We start from the raw sequence: 18,818 nt of genomic DNA, 5'->3' as shown, positions 1-18,818 counted from the left end.
GCTACGCTTCGTAAAATAATTCAGATGTTGCTTTATCGGCAACCTTTGATGAAAGCGATGCTTCTACTGCTTCATCTGAGTAATCTTCACGTGTTTCTGGATTCATGCCTAATTTTTTAATCAGCATCATGTCAGCGTCTGCTTCAGGGTTTTCTGTAGTCAGTAGTTTATCACCGTAGAAAATTGAATTAGCACCAGCAAAGAAACACATAGATTGCATCTGTTCGTTCATCGCCGTACGACCCGCTGATAAACGAACATAGCTTTTCGGCATCATAATACGTGCAACTGCGATAGTACGAATAAACTCAAAATGATCTAAGTCTTCGACATCTTCAAGTGGCGTACCTTTCACTTTAACCAACATATTAATTGGTACACTTTCTGGCTGCTGCGGTAAATTTGCTAATTGCATTAATAAACCAAAACGGTCAGCAGCCTGCTCGCCCATACCCACAATACCGCCAGAGCACACTTTCATGCCGGCATCGCGCACATTATCAATGGTATTTAAACGGTCTTGGTAAGTACGTGTTGTAATGATCTGTTGGTAATACTCAGGTGATGTATCTAGGTTATGGTTGTAGTAATCAAGACCCGCGTTTTTTAATGCATGAGCTTTGTCATTATCTAACATGCCAAGGGTCATACAGGTCTCAAGCCCAAGCTCTTTCACTTCTTTGACCATTTTTTCGATGTATGGCATGTCACGTTCTTTCGGATCAGACCACGCAGCGCCCATACAAAAACGAGTTGCGCCTTTTTCTTTGGCAACACGCGCTTGCTCGACCACTTTTTCGACTTCCATTAAACGTTCACGCTCTAGATCAGTTTTATAATGACCTGACTGAGGGCAATATTTGCAATCTTCTGGGCAAGCACCAGTTTTAATCGATAATAAAGTAGAAATTTGTACTTCATTTGGATTGAAGTTTTCACGATGTACGCTAGCCGCTTTAAATAACAAATCATTGAACGGCATTTCAAATAATGCTTTTACTTCTTGGTGAGTCCAATCGTGACGGACAACTGCGTGCTCCATAATAGTCTCTTTTTTTAAATTATTGGGACGGTTAGATTGGCTTAGTCTACGACTTGACGTAACATTGTCAACGAATCGAAGTGATATAAAGTTTACATATGATTAATAAACAACCAATAGATTTAGATTTTGATCGTGAGCATATTTGGCACCCTTATACTTCTATGACTCGGCCCCTTCCCGTTTACCCAGTCAGTCATGCCAATGCAAATCGTATTTTCTTAGAAACAGGCGAAAGCCTAATAGATGGTATGGCCTCTTGGTGGAGTGCCATCCATGGTTACTGCCATCCTGTTTTAAATGAAGCAATCACCCAGCAAGTTAGCAAAATGAGTCATGTCATGTTTGGTGGCCTAACTCATGAGCCCGCTGTTGAGCTGTGTAAAAAGCTAGTCAGTATCACGCCTGAATCACTCGATAAGGTGTTCTTAGCCGACAGTGGTTCTGTGAGTGTTGAAGTTGCCATAAAAATGGCCTTGCAGTACTGGCTTAGCCAAGGTTACACCAGTAAACAAAAGTTAATGACGCCGCTTAAGGGCTACCATGGCGATACCTTTGCAGCGATGAGCGTTTGCGATCCGGTTAATTCAATGCACAGTATGTACTCAGGATTTTTACCTGAACATGTTTTTGTACCTGCGCCGAGTGCTAAATTTAATGGCGAGTTTAGCCCTGCTGAAGCTGATACGCTTGAAAGCTACTTTGCAGCTCACCACCACGATGTTGCGGCATTTATCATTGAACCCATAGTTCAAAATGCTGGGGGCATGAATTTTTACCACCCTGATTACTTAAAGCACCTACGCATTCTGTGTGATAAGTATGATGTTTTACTTATTTGTGATGAAATCGCCACAGGCTTTGGCCGCACCGGCACCTTGTTTGCTGTTGAGCACGCCAACATAGAGCCTGATATTTTATGTATTGGCAAAGCATTAACGGGCGGCATGATGACCCTATCAGCAACATTAACCACCAGCAACGTCGCTGTTGGCATTAGTGAAGGTGAAGCCGGCGTATTAATGCATGACCAACTTTTATGGGTAACCCGCTTGCCTGTGCTACAGCCTGTGCGAGTATTGATTTACTGCTCGAGCAACCTTGGCAAGAGCAAATTGAACACATAAATGATGTACTGACAGCGCAACTTGCAAAGTGTAAGCAGCTCGATGCAGTCACTGATGTGCGAACATTGGGGGCAATTGGTGTTGTAGAGCTTAATAGAAGTGTAGATGTAGCAAAGATTCAACGCTTTTTTATCGAGCAAGGTGTGTGGATACGCCCGTTTGGTAAGTTAATTTATTTGATGCCGCCTTACATAAGCGACGAACAAAGCTTAACTAAGTTATGCAATGCTATTTATGCAGCCATAGAACAGCAGGCGTATTGCTAAAAAGGAAGCTGATGCTTCCTTTTCTTTAAACTTTACCATTCAAACATATAAGCCATTTTACTTATCATGCGAAGCGGTACTTTATGTTCACAGCGCTTAGCGTAAAGATGCTGTAATGATTTATCTTTAATTTCACCAACGATCACTTCTTTTACTTGATAACCCAGTGCAGTAGCCGCTTGTGCGTAGGCGATAAATTCCCATTTTTTAATATTAGTGTTATCAACAATTACTAACGGAATTTCTTCTGCTAAGGCATTAATAAAGCGTGCAAGGTTTAGATTGTGATACTCAGGTAACTTGTACTTATCAAATTGATACTCACCTTCGCTATTGTAAAAATAATCATCTGTTGCGCACACGACATAATCACTTTCATTACCAGCTACCAACTCATCAGCAAGGCTTTGTGCGTAATATGATTTACCTGAGCCTGGTAAGCCGCGAAGAATAAAAACTTGTTTCATAGCACCTGTTATACAATTTAATTAAAGACTAAAGGACAGTAATTGTTAATAATGCCACAAAATAACCAATTAGCGCAGCGAGAATTTAAATAAACGCAAATTTTACGCAAAATATTGCTGCTATTTTACTCAATTGAAGAAAAACTACTAAAGAGTACGCCTCAATAGTTTTTTTATTTGATTTACGAGGGTAAGATAGTCGATTCAAGTGCAATGCACAGCATTATTATATTAGGCAACTTATATCATTGGAGTGAAGATGAGCCATTTAGCGATTTCAGAGCTATTAAAAGGCAAGGTTGCGGTAGACAGCCAAGTAACAGTAAAAGGCTGGATCCGTACACGCCGCGATTCAAAAGCAGGAATTTCATTTTTAGCCGTTCATGACGGTTCGTGTTTTGATCCTATTCAAGCGGTGGTACCTAATTCACTCAATAATTATGATGAAGTAACACGTTTAACTGCAGGTTGTTCTGTATCTGTAACCGGCGTTCTTGTGCCATCTGCAGGTCAAGGTCAGTCTTTCGAAATCCAAGCTAACTCTGTAGAAGTATTAGGTTGGGTTGAGAATCCAGACACCTACCCTATGTCTGCGAAGCGTCATAGCATTGAATATTTACGTGAGCACGCACACCTTCGCCCTCGTACTAACATCATGGGTGCAGTGACACGTGTACGTAACTGTTTAGCACAAGCGATTCACCGTTTTTATCACGAGCAAGGCTACTATTGGATCAGCACACCGATCATCACTGCTAGTGACTGTGAAGGCGCCGGTGAAATGTTCCGTGTGTCTACTTTAGATATGCAAAACTTACCACGTACTGATAAAGGCGACATTGATTACAGTGAAGATTTCTTCGGTAAAGAAGCATTCTTAACAGTATCTGGTCAATTAAATGGTGAGACATATGCCTCAGCAATGTCAAAAATCTATACCTTTGGCCCTACTTTCCGTGCTGAGAACTCAAACACATCTCGTCACTTAGCAGAGTTTTGGATGGTTGAACCTGAAGTTGCATTCGCAGATTTAGAAGATATCGCAAAACTTGCTGAAGACATGCTGAAATATGTTTTCAATGCAGTATTAACTGAGCGTCGTGACGATATGGAATTCTTTGAACAACGTGTTGAGAAAACAGCTATCTCACGCTTAGAAGAGTTCGTAACTAAAGATTTCGCACAAGTTGATTACACAGATGCTATCGAAATCTTAAAAGCGTGTGGCAAGAAATTCGAATACCCTGTTGAATGGGGTGTAGATTTACAATCTGAGCACGAACGTTACCTTGCTGAAGAGCACTTTAATGCGCCAGTAGTTATTAAAAACTACCCGCGTGATATTAAAGCCTTCTACATGCGTCAAAACGAAGACGGTAAAACAGTCGCTGCAATGGACGTAGTTGCACCAGGTATTGGTGAAATCATCGGTGGTTCTCAACGTGAAGAGCGTCTAGATGTATTAGATAAGCGTCTAGAAGAAATGGGCTTAAACAAAGAAGATTACAGCTGGTACCGCGACCTACGTAAATACGGCACTGTACCGCACTCAGGTTTTGGTCTAGGTTTTGAGCGTTTAGTTGCATATGTAACCGGTATGGGTAACGTACGTGACGTTATCGCCTTCCCTCGTACAAAAGGCAGCGCGACTTACTAATAAGCAACGCTATAAATTTAAAAGCCGCTTTCGAGCGGCTTTTTTAATGCTAACACACTATAATATATAAAAAATCTGGTAGAGATTTAGCAAACATATATAAATAGCCTATATTGAAAGTAGTCTAATAATTAAGAGCTCATTTTATTATGCACTTTCGCGCTATTCAGACCATTTTACTAGTAACCTCATCATTAATCGCATGCAAAGTCACGGCACTAGAAGAAGACTTAAACGCAAAGCCTATTTTTATTGCTGGTTCCACTTCTGTTTCTGCATTATTAATAGATCTTAAGAGCGAATTAAGTCAAGAATTTGGTAATAGCATACAAATAAGACCTATGGGTAGCGATAAAGGAATTATCGCAATTGCAGATAATGTCATCGATATTGGCACAAGCTCCCGATACCTCACCAAAGATGAACAGCAAAGATGGTCCTTTTTTACGGCAAATTGTTTTAGCACAAGATGCGATCACTTTTTTTGTAAATAAAAACCTCAATATCGATGAGTTATCAACTAGTACACTCAGTGCTATATATCAGGGTAAGCTCACTAAGTGGTCAGATGTTTCTCCGCATACTCCGAAACTTAGTAGTAAAAATGATGAGATTTTGCTTTTCAGCAAAGGCACAACGCACGGCAGTTTTGATGTGTTTTTAGAGTATTTACAGCTTGATTACATCAAAGAACCAGACAGTAATTTTATTCGCCTAAAAAATGCTGGAAATAGAGGCCTATTTTCTGAACAAAAAGTTGAATTATACGATCAATTTAATCAAGCGCTGGGAATTGTGCAACGAATACAAAATGCTATTGCTTATGATTCATATGGAGCAATAACAAAGCTTGAAAACGATAGAAGAATAAATAAAGTGAGTTTATTAGCAATTGATGGCGTTAGCCCGTCTATCGAAACAATTCAAAGTGGAGAATACGCTTTTGTTCGCCCATTGGTATTGATAGTTAATACACAATCACCGCGTTCAAAGAAAATAGGTGACAAATTAGCTGTATTTATAAAGTCAAAAAAGATACAACAAAAAATGCTCGATATTGGCTACCTTCCAGTAAAATAGCTTCGTAAATATAAAAAAAGCTGCGCACCTAAAAGGTGAACAGCTTTTAACAACCAGAATCGTTATGAATTACAGAGCGCTTTCAAGCTCTGGTAACACATCAAATAAATCAGCAACTAAACCATAGTCTGCGACTTGGAAAATTGGCGCATCAGGGTCTTTATTGATGGCAACAATCACTTTTGAGTCTTTCATACCCGCTAAGTGTTGAATCGCACCACTAATACCCACAGCAATATATAAATCTGGGGCAACAATTTTACCTGTTTGACCGACTTGCATATCGTTTGGTACAAAGCCCGCATCAACAGCAGCACGTGAAGCACCAATCGCTGCACCTAGTTTGTCGGCAATACCATTTAATAACGCAAAGTTTTCACCATTTTGCATACCACGACCACCTGAAATAACTACAGGTGCTGCAGTAAGTTCAGGGCGTTCTGATTCAGTTTGTTCTTCTGATACAAACTCACTCAGACCAACAGAACCTTTACCAGTAACACTCGTTACAGCTACTGGCGCTTGCTCTTGTGCAATATCAAAGCTACTTGCACGAACAGTAATAACCTTTTTGCTATCTAATGATTTAACTGTCGCAATTGCATTACCTGCATAAATAGGTCGCTTAAAGGTATCTGCATCAATAACGTCGATGATTTCAGAGATTTGCGCAACATCTAAAAGTGCAGCAACACGTGGCATAAAGTTTTTACCCGTTGTTGTTGCGCTTGCGACAATGTGTGAATAGTTATCTGCTAAAGATAAAACTAGATCAGCTAGGTTTTCTGCAAGTTGATTTGCATAAGCTGCATCATCGGCAATCAGTACATTGCTAACACCTGCAATTGACGCTGCTTGCTCGCTCATTGCAGCTAAGTTTTCGCCTGCAAGTAGTAAATCTACATCAAAGCCTAGTTTAACAGCAGCAGTAATCGTTTTATTGGTTTCAGGCTTTAGAACACCTTTATCGTGTTCGGCTATCACTAATGTTTTCATTTAGATCACCTTCGCTTCTGTTTTTAACTTTTCTACCAATGTTGCTACATCTTCTACGATGATGCCGCCACTGCGCTTTTCTGGCTCATTGACTTCTACCAGCTGCACGCGAGGCGCAAGGTCTACACCTAGGCTGTCAGCAGCAATTACATCAAGAGGCTTGCGTTTTGCCTTCATAATGTTTGGCAATGAAGCGTAGCGTGGCTCATTTAAACGTAAGTCTGTGGTTACGATAGCAGGTAGTTTAAGAGCAACTGTTTGTAAGCCACCGTCTACTTCACGCGTTACATTAACGGTACCCGCTTGAACATCGACTTTAGATGCAAAGGTGCCTTGGCCACGACCCGTTAAAGCTGCAAGCATTTGACCGGTTTGATTGTTGTCAGAGTCAATCGATTGCTTACCTAAAATAACCAGCTCAGGTGATTCTTGCTCTACAATTTTGCTCAGTAATTTAGCTACATGTAAAGATTCAAGCTTTTCTTCTGTTTCAATATGAATGGCTTTATCAGCACCGAGTGCTAAGGCCGTACGTAACTGCTCTTGAGATGATTTATTACCAATAGTCACAGCAACAACCTCAGTGGCCGTCCCTGCTTCTTTTAAACGAATAGCTTCTTCAATTGCAATTTCACAAAACGGGTTCATCGCCATTTTTACATTAGCTAGATCAACATCCGTTTTATCGGCTTTAACGCGTGCTTTGACGTTGTAGTCAATTACTCTTTTAATTGGAACGAGGACTTTCATCGTGACTCCATCAATTGTGTGTTCTCAAAGTTGACCTAAACGTCAACTTATTTATTTTATGAATTCAGACTACTTCCTGTTGACGTAAACGTCAACCTAAAATAACCTTAAAGTATTCACAGCCTGTAACGTTTCATTTGCAAGTATGAAATAAGGTTCTTTACAGCAGGTCCGTCACCGAGAAGAGGTTTATATGGTCGAACGCGAAACCATGGAATTTGATGTAGTCATCGTAGGCGCAGGCCCAGCAGGTTTATCAACTGCGATTAGATTGGCTCAACAAGCACAAGAAAAACAACAAGAATTAATGATCTGTGTGGTAGAAAAAGGCTCTGAGGTGGGCGCACACATTTTATCGGGTGCGGTTTTTGAAACCAAAGCACTGGATGAATTATTACCTGATTGGCAGTCATTAGGCGCTCCAGTTACCACTAAAGTAACGCAAGATGATATTTACTGGTTCAATAACAGTGAAAAAGCCACCAGCATCCCCCACTTTGCTAGCCCTAAAACATTCCATAACGAAGGCAATTATATTGTCTCTATGGGTAATGTATGTCGCTTTTTAGCAGAGCAAGCGGAAAACTTAGGGGTAGAAATATTCCCTGGCTTTAGTGCGCATTCTTTGATTATTGAAGACGAAACTGTGAAAGGCATTATCACTGGCGATATGGGCCTTGATAAAGACGGCAACGAAAAAGATGGTTACATGCCGGGTATGGAGCTTAGAGCTAAATATACAGTATTTGCTGAAGGTTGCCGCGGTCATTTAGGTAAAGAGCTAATCAAACACTTTGCCCTTGATAAAGATGCATCACCACAGCATTACGGTTTAGGATTCAAAGAAATTTGGCAAATCGACCCGAAAAAACACAAAGAAGGCACAGTAGTACATGGCACAGGCTGGCCGCTAACTGGTGATACCAGTGGTGGTGCATTTATGTATCACAGCGACAACAATCAGGTTGTGGTTGGCTTAATTGTCGATCTTAATTATTCAAACCCACATTTAAGCCCGTTTGATGAATTCCAACGCATGAAACATCACCCTGTCTTTAAAGATGTTTTAGAAGGCGGAGAACGTATAGCCTATGGTGCAAGAGCAATCGCCAAAGGTGGCCTGCGTTCATTACCGAAAATGCACTTCCCGGGTGGTTTACTTGTGGGTTGTGATGCCGGCACATTGAACTTTGCCAAGATTAAAGGTAACCACACAGCCATGAAATCGGGCATGGTTGCCGCTGATGTAATCGTTGCAGCCCTTAGCGACGGTAAAGAAAATGACGATTTAGTAGAATATAAATCAGCTTTTGAACAAAGCTGGGCGTACAAAGAGCTTTATCAATCACGTAACTTTGGCCCTGTTATGCACAAACTGGGTAAGTTCTTAGGCGGTGCTTATAACACAATCGATCAAAACCTATTTGGTGGCAGCTTACCGTTTAACTTTGAAGATAACATGCCAGATCATGCCACATTAGTTGCAGCTGATCAGGCCGAAAAAATCGATTACCCGAAAGCAGACGGCAAACTTAGCTTCGATAAACTTTCATCGGTGTTTTTATCAAATACCAATCATGAAGAATCGCAGCCATGCCATTTAAAGTTAAAAGATAACTCGATTCCTATTACAGTGAATTTACCTAAATTCGATGAACCAGCACAACGCTACTGCCCTGCGGGTGTTTACGAAGTACAAGAGGTTGAAGGTGAAAAAGAGTTTGTGATCAACTCACAAAATTGTGTGCACTGTAAAACCTGCGACATAAAAGATCCAAGTCAAAACATTACTTGGGTAACACCTGAAGGAGCAGGCGGGCCAAACTACCCTAATATGTAACGCACGTTACTCATTTAATTAAAATTTATCCTAAATTGCAGGGGCTTCGGCCCCTTTTTTAGGCTATGCTGAAAGTGTCGTGTTTTATAAAAGTGAGTAAAGTATGCCGTCTTCAAGTGTAACCTTTCGTTTTTTAGCTGAACCTACTGATGTCAATTTTGGCGGTAAGGTTCATGGTGGTGTGGTAATGAAGTGGATTGACCAAGCTGGTTACGCCTGTGCTGCAGGTTGGAGCGGTCATTACTGCGTAACTGTCTCAGTTGCGGGTGTAAAGTTTCAGCGCCCTATTCTGGTTGGCCAAATAGTCGAAGTGAAAGCCAGTATCGCCCACACGGGTAAAACCAGCATGCAAATCTTTATTCAAGTACGCTGTGGCGACCCTAAAACACAAAATCTAGTTGAAACCAATCATTGTGTTATAAGTTTTATTGCAATGGATGAAGCAGGCTACCCAATTGAAGTACCTTCATATACAGCTGTGACAGACGAAGAAAAGAAAATTGAAAACTATGCGATTAAAATGAAAGAGATCGCGATAGAAACAGAAACCCTATTACAAAAAGCATAAAACTAAATCGATTTAAAAACTGCACCTAGTAACTTCTACAGAGCACCCTGAAATTGTTACGACTGCCAAACTGAATGCCTGATTACAGTTTCAACAAACTGTTTAAAAAACCACTTAATGAAGCCTAAAAACAATACTTTAGGCTTTATTTTCAGCTTGGCATTGCCATTGCAATACTCCTTGTGAATGACGCGAAACATTCGTTTATTTATTTTATAAAGGAGCTATTAAATGATTAAAGCAATTTCACTTTCTGCACTTTCTTTAGCACTACTAGGTTTTAATAATGCTGCACATGCAGATATTACCGAAATGGATTCTCCGCGTATTTATACCGGTATCGGCTACGACCAATATTCTTTTGAGTTTGAAGACAGTGAAAATGACACTGACTTCGATGACGATTCACAAATGCTAAAAGGCTATATTGGTACTCAGTTTAACAAGTACTTAAGCCTTGAACTTGCTTATCAAAATTTTGATGAAGTAAGCGATATCGATTCTAAAGCTGAAATTGACGGTGTTTCACTAGCAGCACGCTTAGCAGCCCCAATTACAGATAGCTTTTCTGTTTATGCCAAAGGTGGTTGGCTAGAGTGGGATGCTGAAATTGAGCAAGACCTAGGCGAGCTTGGCAGCATCAGTGCTGACTCTGATGGCGGTGATGTATTTTATGGTGCAGGTGTAGAGTATGCTTTCACAACAAACATGCAAGTACGTTTAGAGTATGAGCGCTATAAATTAGAAGATGATATTGACCCAGATATGGACGTTGCGTCTGTATCATTCCAATACATGTTTTAATTTAGACTGCGTAGTCTAAATATTAAAAGGCAGTCTCGACTGCCTTTTTTGTGTTTGCATGTAATGCATGTAAAATGTCGGCAGATTTTCTTAACGACAATGCACAATGAGCGAATACCAATTAACTGCCGTCGGCCATATTCAATCTCCTTATAAACAAAAGTTTGCCATACCTCGCCAACCTCGTTTGGTTCCTGAAGCTAAAGCAAAGCTGGTATTCAGCAGCGATTTTAATCGTGAAGAGTTTGTACGCGGCCTCGATGAATTTAGCCATATTTGGCTGTTATTTAGATTTCATGAAACCGCAGATAAAGGTTACTCAGCAATGGTGAGACCCCCTCGCCTAGGCGGTAATGAACGTAAAGGTGTATTTGCAACACGTGCAACCTTTCGCCCAAATGCAATTGGCATGAGTGCCGTAAAATTAGAGGGTATCGAGTATAAAAATGGTCAGTTAAGCTTATTGCTTTCAGGAATCGATTTACTCGACGGCACACCTATTTTAGACATTAAGCCATATTTGCCCTACTCAGACGCAATGACCGATGCCACCGCAGGCTTTGCCGATACCCGACCAGAAACCGATATGAGCGTTGAGTTTAGTGAAGAAGCACTTGCGTTTATTGCAAAGCAAACTGAGCAACCTGAATTAAAAGCGTTTATAAGCAATGTATTAAAGCAAGATCCTCGCCCAGCTTATAAAAAGCAACGTGACTCAGAACAAAGCTACGGCATGACCTTATATGATTTTAATATTAGGTGGCATGTTCAGGACAATCATAATACAGTGACCAGCATTGAAAAATGCTAGTTTTTAGCATATAGCGCTTTAGTGTCAGTGCTTCCACTGGTAAACTTAGCGCCTTGTTATTACTCAAACGTCTTGAGTAAACGATAATAATTTTAACACTACTTGGAATAGAGATGCGTACCAGTCAATATATACTCGCAACACTTAAAGAAACTCCGTCTGATGCAGAAATTGTTTCTCATCAATTAATGCTACGAGCAGGCATGATCCGCCGCGTTGCGTCGGGTTTGTATACATGGTTGCCCTCTGGTCTACGCGTACTTAAAAAAGTAGAAAACATCGTACGTGAAGAAATGGATAAAGCAGGCGCTATCGAAATGTTAATGCCTATTATCCAACCAGCTGATCTTTGGGAAGAGTCTGGTCGTTGGGAGCAATTCGGCCCTGAATTACTGCGTATTAATGACCGTCACAACCGCCCATTTGCACTTGGCCCAACACACGAAGAAGTGATCACAGATTTTGTACGTAAAGAAGTGAGCTCTTATAAGCAATTACCGCTTACTCTTTACCAAGTACAAACAAAAGTTCGTGACGAAGTTCGCCCTCGTTTTGGTGTAATGCGTGCCCGTGAATTTACCATGAAAGATGCGTACTCTTTTCACTTAAGTGATGAGTGTTTAGAGAAAACATACCAAGTAATGCACAAAGCATACTGCAACATCTTCGAGCGCCTTGGTCTTGATTACCGCCCTGTTATCGCGGATACCGGCTCTATCGGTGGTAGCGTTTCACACGAGTTTCATGTACTTGCCGAATCAGGCGAAGATGCAATCGCATTTAGTGATGCAAGTGATTACGCTGCAAATATCGAAAAAGCAGAAGCACTGGCACCGACTGAAGAGCGCCCAGCAGCAAGTAAAGAGTTAAAAGCGTTCCCAACGCCTGATGCAAAATCAATTGCTGAGCTTAAAGAGCACTATGGTGTTAAACCTCATCGCGGCGTGAAAACATTAATCGTGTATGGCGCACCAGATGAAAACGAACAACGTGGTTTAGTTGCTCTTGTATTACGTGGCGACCATGAATTAAACGAGTTAAAAGCTGAGAAGCATCCACTTGTAGACTCACCGCTAGAAATGGCGAAAGAAGAAGACATCGTTGCTGCTATTGGCGCAAAACCAGGTTCATTAGGCCCTGTTGGTCTATCAATGCCAATTATTGTTGATCGCACAGCTAACGTTTTGGCTGACTTTGTAGCAGGTGCTAATAAAGATGGTGAACATTTCAGCGGTATCAACTGGGATCGCGATGTAGAAAACTACGAAGTGGCTGATATCCGTAATATCGTTGAAGGCGACCCAAGCCCATGTGGTCAAGGTTCACTGCAAATCAAACGTGGCATTGAAGTAGGTCATATTTTCCAACTTGGTACTAAATACTCAGAAGCAATGAAAGCTGGCGTATTAAGTGAAACAGGTAAAAACCAAGTAATGACAATGGGTTGTTACGGTATTGGTGTATCACGTATCGTAGCTGCCGCTATTGAGCAAAACAATGACCAATACGGTATTAAATGACGCAACCTATCGCACCATTTGATTTAGCGATTGTGCCAATGAACATGCACAAGTCTCATCGTATTCCTGATATTGCTGATAACCTTTACAAAGGCTTGAAAGATGCCGGTTTAGATGTGTTGTTTGATGACCGTAAAGAGCGCCCAGGTGTTATGTTTAACGATATGGAATTACTAGGTGTGCCTTTCACATTAGTAATTGGTGAGCGTAACCTTGATGAAAACAAGGTTGAGCTTAAAAACCGTCGTACTGGCGAAAAGCTAATGCTTGATTTAGATAGTGCCGCTTCTGAAATTGCCGCACTTGTTAAAGGCTAATTAAGTCTTCTCAACAAAATTTAAAAAACCGCTTCGGCGGTTTTTTTGTTTTATTAATTGTCATAGATGTTTCGCTAAAGCGTCTTTTAACTGTCATTGATTCTGCCTAGCATTTACTTTATTACACCATGAGTAAATGCCATGAATAACACCACTTGCAGTAGTAAAACCCACTATCCTGCCGTTTGGATTTCCGACGTTCACTTAGGTTATAAAGACTGCCAAGCGCAGTATTTACTAGATTTTTTAAATGCCATTGAATGCGATGTTCTGTATTTGGTCGGTGATATTGTTGATTTATGGTCAATGAAACGACAGTTTTTTTGGCATCCTAGTCATTATGATGTGCTTGCGCTTATTCAACAAAAAGCAAAAGATGGCACTCGAGTTATCTATATACCGGGTAACCACGACGAAACCTTTCGCCATTATGCCAATGATTCATTATTCGGTATCGAAGTACACAAGCAATATATCCATACCACAAAAGCCAAAAAACGGTTTTTACTGTTACATGGTGACGATTTTGACTCAGCAACGCGCTACAACAAATTAATCAGTATTGCGGGCGATGCAGGATACGATTTATTACTATTTTTAAATCGCTGGACTAATCGCATTCGGCGTTTATTTGGCGGTAATTATTGGTCATTGGCCTCCTGGATCAAAGCACGCGTGCATAAAGCACGTGAAGCTATTGATGCATTTGAAAAAGCGGCCATCCACGAAGCAAAAAAACAAGCCGTCGATGGCATCATTTGCGGGCACATTCATCACCCAGCTGTTAAAGTGGTTGATGGAATTTTATATTGCAATGATGGCGACTGGATTGAAAACTGCACTGCATTAGTAGAGAACAGCTCTGGGCGTATAGAGTTATTGCACTGGAGTGAAACTAAAAAAGTGATTCACTCGGCAGACATTAGCAAACTTACACCAAAGACTGCTTATGATAAAAACCAAGATGCAGCCTAGACCTAAACGTAAAAAGCCCCTACTCGGGGCTTAAATTTATTGTAATTTACTATCTAAATAGTACATCTTCTTTATTGAACCATTTAACACAAAACGCAAGTAATACACCTGCCACAATGACTGTCGCTAAGAAAATTAAACCCACGAGTGTGTAATCAACTGTACCTTTAATGATTTCTTTGATTGCCAGAGCTACATTTGTCACAGGAATAAATGCTGTTTTGCTCGTAAGCTCAACATTAGGCATTAAGGCAACCATAATTGGAAAAATTACACCCATGCTAAGTGGTGCCATGTAGTTTTGTGCTTCTTTAAAGGTTCGCGCATAGATAGAAATGGCTAACGCTAATGATGAGAATATTGCAGCTATAGGTAATAACAGCACAAAAATCAGCCCTAAATCTAATACAGTTAAAGAGCTAAATGCGTTTTTAACAACGGCTAAATCTACAAATGCAATGGCCACTGATATCCACACCCCCATACTGAGTACGGTAATGGTGGTTGTTGCAATAGAAGAAGCAAGTAAGGTTACAAACTTACCTAACACCAGCTGTGTACGGGTGATTGGTGTAAGTAGAAGGGTTTCGAGCGTACCGCGCTCTTTTTCACCAGCACCTAAATCAATCGCCGGATACGTTGCGCCCATCAATACCAGAGGAATAAGTAGATAAGGAATAAACCCACCAATTTTCTCACCCAGATTTTCACGTTTATCTGCAGTGTCGACCTTCACCACTTTAATAGGCTCGATAATAGCGGCTTGCTGCTGCTCTGAAACACCAAAACTTAATAGCTTTGTCGTGCGCAGTTTATCGCCATATTCTTTTGCCAGTTCTTTAACACGATCAAATAGGAAGTTGATTGCTTTTGCATCGTTATACACAACTTGCCATTCACTTTGCTTTGCATCATCTAACGTTTGCTTAGCGTCCGAAGGTAAATAGATACCCATGTCAATGGTGCCCGCTTTAACCGCTTTAGTAAGATCTTCTACTGTATTAAAGGTTTCATCACCTTTATATAAAGCAAAGCTTTTATGGTAAAACACCTTATCTGTAAACTCTTGCGCATAGTTACCATTGATAATGGCGTAAGTATGCACCTCTTGTTCTGCCTCTAACGCCGCTTGTGAACTAATAAATGCCATAACAGCAAATAATAATGGAAAGATAGCAACCGGTAATGCAACAACAAATATCAATGTTTTACGGTCACGTAACAGCTCTTTTAACTCCTTTTTAAATACTTCAAACATTACGGCTCTCCGTTAAAATATTCATAAACGCTTGGTTTAATTCTTCACTTTGACCTGCTTGTTTAAACCCATCTAAGGTGCCATCAAAGCAACTAATTCCTTGGTTTATCACCGCAACACGGTCACAAAGTAAGGCAACTTCATCTAAATGGTGCGTTGAGAAAATAACTGGCGTGCCCTGCTCTTTAAGGCCGCGAATAAAGTTAATGACGGTTTGCGTAGTCATAATATCTAAACCAGTTGTCGGCTCATCAAGAATAACCACATCAGGATGATGAACAACAGCACGGGCAATATTGGCTTTTTGCTTCATACCTGTTGAAAGGTTTTCGGCGCGTTTATCAATAAAGCTGTGCATATCAAGTAAGGTGAATAGCTCATCACAACGAGCGGCGACCGCTTTTTTACTCATGCCATGTAAACGGGCAAAGTATTCAACGTTTTCTTTAACTGTTAAACGCCCATATAAGCCAGTACTACCTGACAGAAATCCAATTGATTTGCGGCCAACTAATGGCTTTTTAACGATATCGTGACCAGAGATGGTAATGCTGCCTTCATCTGGTTTTAAGGCTGTTGAAATCATTCTAAGGGTGGTTGTTTTACCGGCACCATTTGGGCCGAGTAAACCGAGTACTTCACCTTTGTTACATTGAAAGCTGACGTCTCTTACAGAATGAAAAAACTCTTTATCTTCACGGGGGTCTACGTTATCCGTTTTATTTTTTTTATGATTCTTTTGTTAGCTTAAACTTCTTTTTAAGCCCTGCCACTTCAATCATGTGCGTTTCCTTCGTTTCGGTCTAAAGTAATCAGTGTTACTGTAAAATTCTGGATTTTCATTGTCAGTCCACCATCCCGGTACGCCTAACAAGGGTAAGGGTGATAAATTTTTATTATCACGCAAACAATCATCATGCTTAATCATCTCATAAAGACGTTGATCTAGATACGCATATTGCTCGGTTAAATCTTTACAAAATATGTCATCAGGAACAATTACAAATAATGCTTTCCCCGTTAAACCAATATAAGGCTGTGTGAGCATTTCGTAGTTAGCATGGCCAAACATAAATGGTCTAATGCTTTTACCCCACTGTTCACGCTGCTCTACAAAGACTTGCTGCCATTGGTGGTCGCGTAATTGCTGCTGCCAGCTTTGTTCAGTAATTGCCAGCACCACACCGCATTCATCAAATAAGGTCAGTGCGTTTCGGTGTTTACTACGCTCTTTTAGACCATGTAGTTTAATCTCTTCAATGTGCTGATGATTAATCAGCGCTTTGGTTTTTGGGAATAAACACCAAATAAAGCCACCAAAAAGGTCATGCCAATTTTGTTGTCTTGTTGGTACTTGCCCTGTTTCAAATATGATTTGCTCATAATAACGGGTTTCATCGGCAAACTTTTCATCTTCAACAAAGGTTATGGCTTTGCCCTGTGTAGTTTTCGCATTTAGATATTGATTAAACCACTGGCAAGATGGCCAATCTGAGAGTTTATCAATATTAAATAGCGTGGCTAGGTCACTAAAGGCACCCGTTGTAAGGTATTTCGTTGACCATTGCTCGGGAGCAGTAAATCGTTTCATTGCTTATTTTTTAACTTATTGATGTATTGTGGGTAGTTTACCGTAAAAACTGGTTCTCATTAATAGAACCTCATATACTAACGCCACCATAAAACAAAAAAAGAGCTATTATGAAACGCTATTTTCCAATGACAGTCCTTGCAAGTGCTATTCTTGCGGGCTGTGCTTCAACAAGTATCACATCAAGTGATGTCGAAAAAGCCTATCAAAGCATTAACTCAGAGCAACTAGCAGAGCACATTAAAGTGCTTGCCTCTGATGAGTTCGGTGGCCGTGCACCCTCATCGAAAGGTGAAGAGCTAACGCTTGCCTATTTAACCGACCAATTTAAAGCATTGGGTTTTGAGCCGGGTAACGGTGATAGCTTCTTACAAGAAGTACCGCTTGTTTCATTAGAAGCTGATTCAGACATGGTACTTACCATTGGCGGCAAAGATTACCAATACAAAAAAGATATGGTAATGGGTAGTAGCCGTATTAGTGCTAAGCAAAGCATTAAAGATTCTGAATTAGTATTCGTTGGTTACGGTGTTAATGCACCAGAGTACAACTGGAACGACTACGAAGGCCTAGATGTTAAAGGCAAAACCGTTGTTATGCTGGTAAACGATCCTGGTTTTGCGACGAAAAACCCTGATTTATTCACGGGCGATGCCATGACCTATTACGGTCGTTGGACATACAAATATGAAGAAGCAAGCCGTCAAGGTGCAGCAGGTGCGATTATCATCCACGAAACAGCACCGGCTTCTTACCCATGGTCAGTTGTTGAAAACTCTTGGAGCGGTGAGCAATTTGGTTTCCAAAAAGAAAATAACAACATGGACCGTGTTGCTGTCGAAGGCTGGGTAACAACTGATGTTGCTAAAGAGCTTTTCACAAAAGCAGGCTTAGATTTCGATACCATGAAAGCGAATGCGGCAAAAGGCGCTTACCATGTTGATATGGGCGACCTAACTGCAAGTGTTGAAGTAAATAACACAATTAAAAAATCAATTTCGTATAACTTTATCGCGACGTTACCGGGTAGCGAAAAGCCTGATGAGCACATCATTTATTCAGCTCACTGGGATCACCTTGGTACTGATAAAACCCGCAAAGGCGACCAAATTTATAATGGCGCCCACGATAATGCAACGGGTACTGCTGGCTTAATCGAAGTTGCTGAAGCATTCGCGACCCTACCTGAGCACCCTAGCCGTTCAATGACTTTCTTAGCCGTTACTGCTGAAGAACAAGGTTTACTTGGCTCGAAATATTATGCTGCAAATCCAATGATCCCAGCATCACAAACGGTTGCAAACATCAATATGGATAGCTTAAACCTATTAGGTAAAGTAAAAGACATCAGTGTTGTTGGTATTGGCAAATCTGAAATGGATAGCCTACTAGAAACAGCTGCAAAAGCGCAAGGCCGTACAGTATCTGGCGACCCTAAACCGTCTTCAGGTGGTTACTACCGCTCTGATCACTTTGCATTTGCAAACATGGGTGTACCAGCAATGTATGCCGGTGGTGGTAGTGAAGCCCTTGATGAAGAAACGGCAAATTACCGTAAGCGTATGAGCCTAGTGCTTCGTGGTTGTTATCATCAGCCTTGCGACCGTTACCGTGATGAATGGGATTTATCAGGTGCCGTTCAGGACCTTCAGTTATTCTATCAAGTAGGTTTTGATATCTCAGAACGAAAAGAATGGCCGACCTGGAATGCCACTTCTGAGTTCCAACGCAAATAGATGCAAGTGAGAT

The 18,818-nt window shown here is 40.8% G+C and carries 13 protein-coding genes and 4 pseudogenes; 10 read left to right on the top strand and 7 right to left on the bottom strand.

Going from position 1 to position 18,818, the window contains the following annotated elements; translation table 11 throughout:
• Position 1: 1 nt before the first annotated feature.
• Positions 2-1,042, bottom strand: coding sequence for a biotin synthase BioB (bioB, locus tag ACRWSG_RS00180; protein WP_105180849.1), 1,041 nt, complete (start codon positions 1,040-1,042; stop codon positions 2-4).
• Positions 1,043-1,140: 98 nt separating this feature from the next.
• Here bioB and bioA point away from each other — a divergent pair.
• A pseudogene (bioA, locus tag ACRWSG_RS00175) lies at positions 1,141-2,435 on the top strand (adenosylmethionine--8-amino-7-oxononanoate transaminase).
• Positions 2,436-2,467: 32 nt separating this feature from the next.
• Here the strand turns inward: bioA and ACRWSG_RS00170 are convergent.
• Entirely contained in the window at positions 2,468-2,902 is a 435-nt protein-coding gene (locus ACRWSG_RS00170) for an ATP-binding protein (protein WP_054553905.1), read from the bottom strand.
• Between the two features lie 259 nt (positions 2,903-3,161).
• Here ACRWSG_RS00170 and asnS point away from each other — a divergent pair, with 259 nt between their 5' ends.
• Positions 3,162-4,559 (top strand): asparagine--tRNA ligase, encoded by a 1,398-nt coding sequence (gene asnS / locus ACRWSG_RS00165; protein WP_187489573.1) that lies wholly within the window; start codon positions 3,162-3,164, stop codon positions 4,557-4,559.
• Positions 4,560-4,708: 149 nt separating this feature from the next.
• Positions 4,709-5,639 (top strand): annotated as a pseudogene (locus ACRWSG_RS00160) (PstS family phosphate ABC transporter substrate-binding protein).
• Positions 5,640-5,708: 69 nt separating this feature from the next.
• Here the strand turns inward: ACRWSG_RS00160 and ACRWSG_RS00155 are convergent.
• Both ACRWSG_RS00155 and ACRWSG_RS00150 read right to left on the bottom strand, forming a co-directional pair.
• Complete coding sequence (locus ACRWSG_RS00155) at positions 5,709-6,635, bottom strand: electron transfer flavoprotein subunit alpha/FixB family protein (protein WP_055021813.1); 927 nt, start codon at positions 6,633-6,635, stop codon at positions 5,709-5,711.
• Positions 6,636-7,385, bottom strand: coding sequence for an electron transfer flavoprotein subunit beta/FixA family protein (locus ACRWSG_RS00150; protein ID WP_063705098.1), 750 nt, complete (start codon positions 7,383-7,385; stop codon positions 6,636-6,638).
• A gap of 193 nt (positions 7,386-7,578) precedes the next feature.
• Between ACRWSG_RS00150 and ACRWSG_RS00145 the strand changes: the two genes are divergently transcribed.
• The 6 genes and pseudogenes from ACRWSG_RS00145 to ACRWSG_RS00120 all read left to right on the top strand — a co-directional run bounded on the left by ACRWSG_RS00145 (position 7,579) and on the right by ACRWSG_RS00120 (position 14,220).
• The gene (locus tag ACRWSG_RS00145) at positions 7,579-9,225 is read left to right on the top strand and encodes an electron transfer flavoprotein-ubiquinone oxidoreductase (RefSeq protein ID WP_235376610.1); all 1,647 of its coding nucleotides are present in this window, start codon (positions 7,579-7,581) and stop codon (positions 9,223-9,225) included.
• 103 nt (positions 9,226-9,328) lie between these two features.
• Positions 9,329-9,793 carry an acyl-CoA thioesterase gene (locus ACRWSG_RS00140; RefSeq protein WP_054561436.1) on the top strand — a complete coding sequence of 155 codons (465 nt, stop codon included), beginning with the start codon at positions 9,329-9,331 and terminating at the stop codon, positions 9,791-9,793.
• 231 nt (positions 9,794-10,024) lie between these two features.
• On the top strand, positions 10,025-10,597 hold the full coding sequence (locus ACRWSG_RS00135) for an outer membrane beta-barrel protein (RefSeq protein WP_462165303.1): 573 nt from the start codon (positions 10,025-10,027) through the stop codon (positions 10,595-10,597).
• 106 nt (positions 10,598-10,703) lie between these two features.
• Positions 10,704-11,408 (top strand): tRNA (N6-threonylcarbamoyladenosine(37)-N6)-methyltransferase TrmO, encoded by a 705-nt coding sequence (gene tsaA / locus ACRWSG_RS00130; protein WP_054553913.1) that lies wholly within the window; start codon positions 10,704-10,706, stop codon positions 11,406-11,408.
• 113 nt (positions 11,409-11,521) lie between these two features.
• Positions 11,522-13,245, top strand: a pseudogene (locus ACRWSG_RS00125) (proline--tRNA ligase).
• A gap of 141 nt (positions 13,246-13,386) precedes the next feature.
• The gene (locus tag ACRWSG_RS00120; RefSeq protein ID WP_166340069.1) at positions 13,387-14,220 is read left to right on the top strand and encodes a UDP-2,3-diacylglucosamine diphosphatase; all 834 of its coding nucleotides are present in this window, start codon (positions 13,387-13,389) and stop codon (positions 14,218-14,220) included.
• Positions 14,221-14,269: 49 nt separating this feature from the next.
• On the opposite strand, the gene ACRWSG_RS00115 is transcribed toward ACRWSG_RS00120, so the two are convergent.
• The 3 genes and pseudogenes from ACRWSG_RS00115 to ACRWSG_RS00105 all read right to left on the bottom strand — a co-directional run bounded on the left by ACRWSG_RS00115 (position 14,270) and on the right by ACRWSG_RS00105 (position 17,069).
• Positions 14,270-15,478 carry an ABC transporter permease subunit gene (locus ACRWSG_RS00115; RefSeq protein WP_462165302.1) on the bottom strand — a complete coding sequence of 403 codons (1,209 nt, stop codon included), beginning with the start codon at positions 15,476-15,478 and terminating at the stop codon, positions 14,270-14,272.
• Positions 15,471-16,260: pseudogene (locus ACRWSG_RS00110) on the bottom strand (ABC transporter ATP-binding protein). Before ACRWSG_RS00110 ends, ACRWSG_RS00115 begins: the two are co-directional and overlap by 8 nt.
• Positions 16,257-17,069: a DUF3025 domain-containing protein gene (locus tag ACRWSG_RS00105; protein ID WP_462165301.1), complete on the bottom strand. Its 813-nt coding sequence runs from the start codon at positions 17,067-17,069 to the stop codon at positions 16,257-16,259. The pseudogene ACRWSG_RS00110 and the gene ACRWSG_RS00105 overlap by 4 nt, the downstream one beginning before the upstream one ends.
• Before the next feature lie 110 nt (positions 17,070-17,179).
• Between ACRWSG_RS00105 and ACRWSG_RS00100 the strand changes: the two genes are divergently transcribed.
• Entirely contained in the window at positions 17,180-18,805 is a 1,626-nt protein-coding gene (locus ACRWSG_RS00100) for a M28 family peptidase (protein ID WP_462165300.1), read from the top strand.
• Positions 18,806-18,818 lie beyond the last annotated feature (13 nt).

The organism is Pseudoalteromonas sp. GB43 (assembly GCF_054923805.1).
The sequence above is the reverse complement of the archived record's forward strand: the minus strand, read 5'-3'. Positions and strand labels throughout refer to the sequence as shown.